Origin of the sequence: Lacticaseibacillus brantae DSM 23927, assembly GCF_001436115.1 — a bacterium.
Taxonomy (GTDB): domain Bacteria; phylum Bacillota; class Bacilli; order Lactobacillales; family Lactobacillaceae; genus Lacticaseibacillus; species Lacticaseibacillus brantae.
The window spans coordinates 1-8112 of the sequence record NZ_AYZQ01000007.1 but is presented as its reverse complement, the minus strand read 5'-3'; the positions used below and the strand labels follow the sequence as shown (position 1 = coordinate 8112).

Genomic DNA, 8112 nt, shown 5'->3' with positions numbered 1-8112 from the left:
GCGTTTAGCCTCTTCGCTACTCCTCCATAGCGTTGCGCTTAACTCAACTTTAATAGGATACAAAAAACCGTCGCTGAACGCAACAGTTTTCGGTAAAAAAATTCATTTTTCTGCTGGAATATTCACTGTCACTAAAGTGTTTTGCCATTCTGTGAGCCAGTCATGAGACTTCCATTCAAATAGGCGTTTGTTCCCGTATCCCAGCGGCTGATGATAGTAAACCCCACCATTGAGCAGCCGCGGGCGATCGCGAAAATGCAGATGTCCAAATGCCACCTGGCTGACAGCGTGACGGCCTAACAGATCCCCCAGCGCCTGCGAGCCCATCAAGGCCGTTGCCATCTGCCAATAGGGCCGATCAATGCCATAAACCAGGAAACTGCGGTCAGGCACAAAATGAGTAATATACACAACCTGCCGCCCAGCATTCGCGTTAAGTGCCGCCTCTGTGGTCGTCAACACACGCTGCATGCGTTCCCGATCGCTCACTGGCTGATCAATGCCCCGATCAATCCAGAATGCACGCTTCCACTGCGCATATTCCGCGTCCGTTTTACTGGTGCCTAATTCAGATAATGAATAATCATACCAACCATTGTTACCAACCAAAACAGCATTGGTACCCGGGATGGCCAAACTTTTCTCGTGAAAATACAGCAGGTCCAGATCACTTTGGGCTTCAGCATATGAGATGCCATTCACCAAGTCATGGTTGCCTGCCAGAAAGCGCACCGTGACCGCAGAACCAAGTTCCCGTTGGAGGCTTTGGAAATAAGCTAAGGTCTTGCCGAAGTCGTTGTACGTATCACCAGCATTCAAATAATACTGGTAATCGTGTGCCACTAGATAGGCAGCCTGTTGTTTCAGCCGTTCTTGGCCATCCTCGTGGTTCACATCAAAATGATTATCCACACTGATTCCAATCTTCACCACGCGCTCACCTCCAAGTGAGTCTACCCTAGCATGAAGCCAGAGCTGGTGCAATAAAAAAGCCGCTACCAAAACGGTAACGGCCTTATAACATTCAGTTTTAATTGACACCCTTCATCAATTTCTCGATCCGTGGCGTCATTACAGCCAAAATAATGGCAAAGACGATTGAAACCACCCCAACGATCGCAAAGTAAGCAATTTCGCTGTTTGGTGTGTATAAGCGCACGATTTGCGCATTGATTGCCTGAGCTGCCGCATCAGCTAAGAACCACATACTCATCATTTGAGAAGAGAAGGCCTTAGGTGCTAACTTCGTCGTCACAGACAACCCGACTGGAGAAATCAACATTTCCCCAATTTCAACGACAGCCCAACTAAGAACCAGCCATAGCGGGGAAACTTTGGACCCAGTACCGAAGAACATCACTGGCATCACCATCACTAAGTATGACAGACCGGCAAAGATCAAACCCAGATAGAACTTCTTAGGTGAACTTGGCTGCCGATTGCCCATTCGAACCCACAGCCGAGCAAAAATTGGCCCGTAGATCAGAATAAATAATGGATTAAGCATCTGGAACATCCCCGGTTCAATGGTCCAAGACCCAACATGCAGTTGCGTCTGTTCAGCGGCAAACAGTGCCAAGACCACAGAACCAGATTCTTCGATCGCCCAGAAAATCACTGCCGCAATGAACAATGGAATATAAGCCCAGACCCGAGAACGTTCCTCTGAGGTGACTTTTTCACTCCGAAGCATCATGACAAAGTATGTAATTGGTAAACCAATCGCAAAGAGGGTAATCAGTGAAATGACATTGGCAATGTTAAAGGTACCAGTCAAGCCCATCACAACCAGGATGACTGCAACAGCGGCAACAATCAGGCCAGCTTTGGTTAATACCGACTTCAATTCATTCGCCTTGATTGGATCTGGTGCCTGGCTGGCGTCCGGGTTGATGTACTTACGGCCATCAATCGCATAGAAGATCAAGCCAATAAACATCCCGATAGCGGCTAAGGAGAAGCCGACGTGGAAGTTCCACTGGCCTTGCGCCCATGGTACAACAATTGGCGCAATCAAGGAGCCAAAGTTAATCCCCATGACAAAGATTGAAAAGCCTGAGTCCCGACGTAAGTCATGTTCGCCATACAAGCCCCCGACCATTTCGGAAACGTTAGGTTTGAGCAACCCGGTCCCGACCACAATCAGGGCAATGGAAATGAACAGTGCCGGTGCGCCGAATGGTAAGGCAAGGACGATGTGCCCGAACATGATTAGCACCCCGCCCCAGAAGACGGTGCGCCGACTACCTAACAGTCGATCAGAGACAAAGCCACCAATGACACTGCTCAAGTAAACCAGTGAACCATAGATGGACATGATAGACATTGCAGTTGGCTTATCAAAGCCTAAACCGCCTTTGGCAACGGAATAGTACATGTAGAAGAGTAGGATCGCGCGCATCCCATAATAACTAAACCGTTCCCAGAACTCAGTCATTGACAGTGTAGCCAGGCCGCGCGGGTGACCTAGAAAAGCTGTGTCTTTCGATTTATCCAATTTAAAATACATCCTCCCAGGTGAGAATTCCGTTCATTCAGAACTTATTACCACCGCTTTAAAAAAGTAATAACACAAGTTATCATTATATACCCCATACGTTCTGAATACAATTCAATGTGAAAATTTCTAGGTTTATTAAAGCCGGTTAAGTTCACTCTCATTTACAGGTGTCAATTTTTGCTCTGCCCACATTAAAAAACAGGCGCCAGTACTAGGCTGGTCGCCTGTTATATTATTATTAGCTATTTATTTGACTGACTTGTCGCTGCAACTTTCGATTGCGGCGCCATAAGTACCACACTAGCCCGGCAAGAGCTGCTAAACCGAATCCACCCAGCCACCACCAAAGCGAATAATCTTTGACGGGATTGTGACCCAAAGTTTCGTTATTCCATTTGGCGGCCTCGGCTGCCGTAATCGTAAAATTCTTAGAGAATTTCCAACTTCTGACACCTGCTCGGACCGTCATCGTCATGCGATAGCGCCCCGGCACAAACGGGTCACCATTCAGCGGCACCTTGAATGGTAAGACACTGTTTGGCGCAATCTGCATATTGGCTTGTTGCCGAGTATAGATTGCTTTGTCCTTGTCAGCTGGATAAATCTTCGTCTCCGCTGAAACCTTATTAAGATAGGCCGGTTCAATATTACGCACATTGATGAACAGCGTATTCTCTTGGGCCACCGTCCCAGTCTGCACACCGCCTAATTTCAGATCTGCCCCTGGCGCTGGCCGACCACTGGACCGTAAGAGAATGGCCACCGCATAAGCAAACCGATTGGCTACTTGCGCTTGACCATTACTCTCAGTTGACTGGCTTGCTACTTGTTTAACAAAGGATAGGCCACCGGCGAGGACGCCGTCGAAACTTTTTGATGGTGCTGTCACGACAAAGGCTGCCTCAGTTTTGCTGCGAGCAGGAATTGCATATTTAGCTTGCTTGCTTTTGACGAGATCAGTCATTTTATATTTTAGGCTTTTGTCTGAAGTGCCGAGGTCAGCGTAATTAACAACCCCATTCAAGTTCGTTGTGGCCGTGTGAATTTGTGGCTTAACAGTTATCGACTTATCTTCATTATTTATAATAATGACTTTAAGCACCGTTTCTTGTTCCGGCACAACAGTCAAATCATAGTAACCTAACTTGGAATCAGTTTGGTTCTGCGGAAACTGAGGTTTAATACTAAAACCCGCTTGTGCAGCATTCACTCCAACAGAATGGCCACCAAGCCCGATTAAGATCACCATGAACAACAAGCCAATAACTTTATTTCGCATACAAATTCTCCTTTGTTTAAACCTTTAATTATGGGGTTTCTGTGTTTTATGGCGCACTAGTTAACGTCCATTTAATAGTGGTCTGATAGATGCCATCAGCATCCAGTTGCGCTGCTGCAGGTACGGTTAATTGCACATCGTCATTTGTAAAATCTAAGGTGCTTAATCCCGAAGAACCAGACGCTCGCTGCGCAATCACATTGTCAGCACCATTAATGGTGGAATTGGTTCCAAGCGTGGAAGGATTATTATCTGATGACTCTTTCACAGATGCATTTGTAAAACTGATACTGCCCGAAAAGGTGCTTCCGGTTTGATTTTCAAAATCCCCTTCAAATTGAGCTCGCAATTCCCACCCTTCTGCATTATTTTTCGACCGACTATCGCGAATTTGGATTGTTTTGCCAGATTGCAACGTACCCTCGTTACTGTCGGAATTCACATATTTCCCTGAATCTACTAATGGCAAAGTAAGCTCTGTTCCGGCCTCAATCTGATTATTTTCGCCAAAATGAAGATCCGGTACTTCAACGATGACTAACGGTTGATCAGCTTCTAAAAACTTCACTGCACTCGTCGTGTCTTTCTGCGGTCCTACAACAGGATCTCCATCTGCTGCGGAAACTTGAGACGCACCCAGTACGATTGGTGCGAGTAGCAACGTCGGTAATAATAGTAAATATTTTTTCATCGTTATCGACTCCTTTTCTTTATGTCCATCGTGTAATAGTAAGTGCTGATAATGATTAGCAACCAACCTAAAGCGACTAAGCGATGACTTTGCTGACTGCTTAATTGTGGTAACCAATCAACTTGACTGCTTGGGGTCTGACTAACAACTTCCACGGTCTCACCCTCCGCAGCTGGAGCACTAATCGGCGGCTGGTCAATTTCAGTTTGCTGGCTAAACCCCACACCAGTTTGGCTTATACCTGTGTCAGCTCTGGTGGGAATTCCCGGCCATAGCGCAACGCCAATTAATACGAAAACAATTAATCGCCGCACCATCATCATTCCTCCCTTCTTATTTTGGGGCAACAACAAGTGTCCATTGCAAATCAGCTGTATAGGTTTCATCGACCCATTTACCCTCGTCAGCAAAATTCGCCTGGATCATACCCGGCGCGTCAGGGTCAGAGTTCACCAGATAGTCTGTAATGTCGGGGGAGGGGTCTGAATAAGTGTCTGGCACCGCCAAGACCAAGCCGTCATCTTCAGAAATCTTAAACGAGGCATCCATCTGTAACTCCTCAGCTCCTTCGCCCTTAAATGCACGTTTATACAGCGAATCTTTCAATGTATGAGTTTGACCATTCTTGACCGCAGTGAAGCCCTGCACCTGTCTAACAAAAAGTTTCAAGCCCGTGCGATCATCTCCCTTCCTTGTATCTAGAATTGTAAATCGATTTGAATACGTCTCTGGTTTGATGTCTTCACCAACTTGATTTATCCCCACCGTACCAAAATCAAAGTGCTCAATCACCTCAGCAAATCCGATAATAGGCGGATCATATTGTTTAACTGTCACTCGGACTGGCGTTTCGAGCTGATCAGGTGATGGATAATTCGCATCAATCACAATTGTAAAGTTGCTAATCACCCCTGAGTCCACGGCATTAACCAGTGCCAACGGTATGCTGAAATCACCATCTGAGCCAACGGTCGCAACCAGCGGTGCTGAATTTCCGGTTAGTTCAACATCAATTTGCTCGCCACGAGCATCGAGAAATTTCACTTCCAAGATTGCCCCTGGTGTTGCCCTGCCGGAAATCTCAAATTCTTTCTGGCCAGTGTGCACTTCTAAATCATCTGGTACTACGTCTGGACGTTTGACTTTATCAATTAGCAAATAGTTAATTGAATTTGTAAATTTGTCTGACCCATCACCGCTCAGCCCCGCAAAGCGGTTATTATTGCTCGTAATTGTCACCACTTTGCCAAATGAAGCTTTAAAATTGATGTACGGATAATCTCGCACTCTCCCATCAGCAGGCCGGAATTGGACGCGCCTGAAAGTTAAAGCGTCCGGTTCATAATTGCTTGTTTCTAGATTCACCGCCGCCATCATGACCGATGGATTCTGGCTACTTTGCTCCATTTCAAGTTTGCCGCGTTTGACTGCGATGAGATTGGTATCACTGCCCTGAATCAGCGATTTTTTTGAGCTTGAACTTCGTAGAACCACCTGAGCACCATTACCAATCGTCATGGATGAACTTCCGAGGAATGGCAGCACCGTTTTTGTTGGCTGCCCTGTCACTGATATGTCGACGTGACTGTTATCAGTAAAATCATAAGTGAAAGTGCGGCTGAGGGTTTCGTCATAAATACGTCCAGACTGAAGCGAAAAGCTCCCAGCAATTTTATATCGGACCACGCCCAGACCGACAGTACCAAACAGACTATTGGTATTAGTCACTTTCATAGTACTGTTGCTTGCGACGTCGAAAAGTGGATTTTCAGCATCCCTGCTAGCCAGTGTTGAAATCATGGCCGACGCTTTTAAAATCATGCTTGCTTGTCCATTAGTCTTAAATGCACTGGTGAACGTGCCGCTGAACATCGTGGCACTTGCCGATAGTTCCACCCTTGATAAATCCGCTTCTCCAGCTTTACCTGCTGTAATGCCGGTGGACGAATAATCAGCAAAAAGATTTTTTTGACTCGAAATGCTCACGCTACTATTGGCCTCTGCGGTTATAGGTACTGCGGAAACATTCGTAAAGGCATTCCCAGTTGCGCTAATGCTAATCTCCGAATCATCAGTAGCGGCTATCTGACTGTCAGCATAACTTAAGCCCACTCTATTGGTTCGGATTTTTATCTGACTATCGCCACTTGCCACAATTGGAGACTTCTTTGTTGTCCCGTAAAAAACAGTATTTGTGACATTAATGTCTATTTGGCCACCGTTAGTTGCTCGAAAACCTGTGTTCTCAGTGCCAGTCGAAAAAAAGTAGCGGGCATTTTGAACACTGATTTTGCCCCCATTAGTCGCTGCCACCTCACAAGCGCCTGCACTAGAACTAAAAAGATCCGCGATAGAGGAAGTAAATTTGATATTGAATTCGCTTCCATTTCCATCAACTTGGAAAACTGTGTTAGTCAGCGAAGTAGACATGAAGTCAGCAGTGGTATCGCTGACTGCCGTCACTTTGGCGCCATTAATTACTTGAATTCCTGAAACAGCGTCGCTACCTTGCTTTAGCGGCGATAAAAATTTAACAATATTCGTGTGCGTTATCGTTGTTTGCCCACCGTCGAAAATTAATAGCGATATTTCGCCAAATTCGTGTCGATCAATCGCCAAATTATTCGTTCCTCGGAAAATAGCTTTACCTGCTTCGACCCACAGTAACTGTGGCCCCGTGTAGTTCACATTGTTGAATACAAGTGTCGGCGAGTCTGACGACTTCAAAACACCATAAAAATTTGTATTTTTAATCCGCATATTCTGGAAGACAATTTCTTTGTCATTCATTCCAGCTGGCACACTGAGAATGGATGTTATATTGTCATTGCCAGCAAGTGTGAGTTCGTGTTGGTCACCGTCAATGATGAGTGATCCATCATCTGGAATGACTTTCAACATCATATTGTTTCTCGGACGAGTCAACACAATGTCATTTGCAAGTTTGACATCCTTACCGGCTTCGTAAGCCGCTTTAAATTCTTCAGGAGTCGAAACTAGCACAAATTCGGTTTCGAGTTTGGGGGCAACGGATTCCGTTTTTGCGATGCTCTCATCCGCAGAAGATTCTTTAGAAGCTGATTCAGAATTTTCTAAATTTGTGTCACTAGCCGTTTCTATCGGCTCTTGGGAGTCATCCGCCTCAGGCAGCAGTTGCGAAACCGATGTCGGCAATGTCGGTTCAGAACCAGCAGGCTGTGGCTGAGATTGGCTTGCAAATGGGCCAACAGCCACCATCGAAAGACTGATTGAAATTAGAATTTTAGTGACATAGTTCATCATTCTCGCCTTCACCTCCTAAATACCCTGCTATAGTAACGTTTGTGTTTGCTCATTTGTTTACAATATTAATTATACAGAGTCGCTCTCAGAAGAAACAACAAATTTGTTATTAATTATATTAGTTTTTTAATTTTTAATTATTTACTCGCTATTTATACGGACTAAGTTACTTGGTTAACTACATGTACAAAATTGGGTTTAATTCATATTACTGGTAACTTTATCTTCATGACCTCGATCGATAATTGGGTTGCAAAAAAAAGCGGCTCTTTTGCCAGATTGCCTTTACAATGCCCCTGTATTTCCGGTATAATTTCATATGTTGTGAAACGGCCCGTTGGTCAAGTGGTTAAGACACCG

At 45.4% G+C, this 8112-nt stretch carries 6 protein-coding genes; all 6 read right to left on the bottom strand.

Annotated elements, in window-relative coordinates; translation table 11 throughout:
- Nucleotides 1-102: 102 nt before the first annotated feature.
- Complete coding sequence (locus tag FC34_RS09400; RefSeq protein WP_057895181.1) at nt 103-933, bottom strand: metallophosphoesterase; 831 nt, start codon at nt 931-933, stop codon at nt 103-105.
- A gap of 97 nt (nt 934-1030) precedes the next feature.
- Nucleotides 1031-2497: a peptide MFS transporter gene (locus FC34_RS09395; protein WP_057895182.1), complete on the bottom strand. Its 1467-nt coding sequence runs from the start codon at nt 2495-2497 to the stop codon at nt 1031-1033.
- A gap of 241 nt (nt 2498-2738) precedes the next feature.
- Nucleotides 2739-3779 carry a WxLIP family cell surface protein gene (locus FC34_RS09390; protein ID WP_057895180.1) on the bottom strand — a complete coding sequence of 347 codons (1041 nt, stop codon included), beginning with the start codon at nt 3777-3779 and terminating at the stop codon, nt 2739-2741.
- A gap of 46 nt (nt 3780-3825) precedes the next feature.
- On the bottom strand, nt 3826-4470 hold the full coding sequence (locus tag FC34_RS09385; RefSeq protein ID WP_057895179.1) for a WxL domain-containing protein: 645 nt from the start codon (nt 4468-4470) through the stop codon (nt 3826-3828).
- 2 nt (nt 4471-4472) lie between these two features.
- On the bottom strand, nt 4473-4793 hold the full coding sequence (locus FC34_RS09380) for a hypothetical protein (protein WP_157052288.1): 321 nt from the start codon (nt 4791-4793) through the stop codon (nt 4473-4475).
- 10 nt (nt 4794-4803) lie between these two features.
- Entirely contained in the window at nt 4804-7752 is a 2949-nt protein-coding gene (locus FC34_RS09375) for a pectate lyase-like adhesive domain-containing protein (protein ID WP_057895177.1), read from the bottom strand.
- Nucleotides 7753-8112 lie beyond the last annotated feature (360 nt).

Coding starts and splice junctions, on each gene's coding strand:
- FC34_RS09390 (WP_057895180.1), bottom strand. CDS start 3,779: ATGCGAAATAAAGTTATTGGCTTGTTGTTCATGGTGATCTTAATCGGG.
- FC34_RS09385 (WP_057895179.1), bottom strand. CDS start 4,470: ATGAAAAAATATTTACTATTATTACCGACGTTGCTACTCGCACCAATC.
- FC34_RS09380 (WP_157052288.1), bottom strand. CDS start 4,793: ATGATGATGGTGCGGCGATTAATTGTTTTCGTATTAATTGGCGTTGCG.
- FC34_RS09375 (WP_057895177.1), bottom strand. CDS start 7,752: ATGATGAACTATGTCACTAAAATTCTAATTTCAATCAGTCTTTCGATG.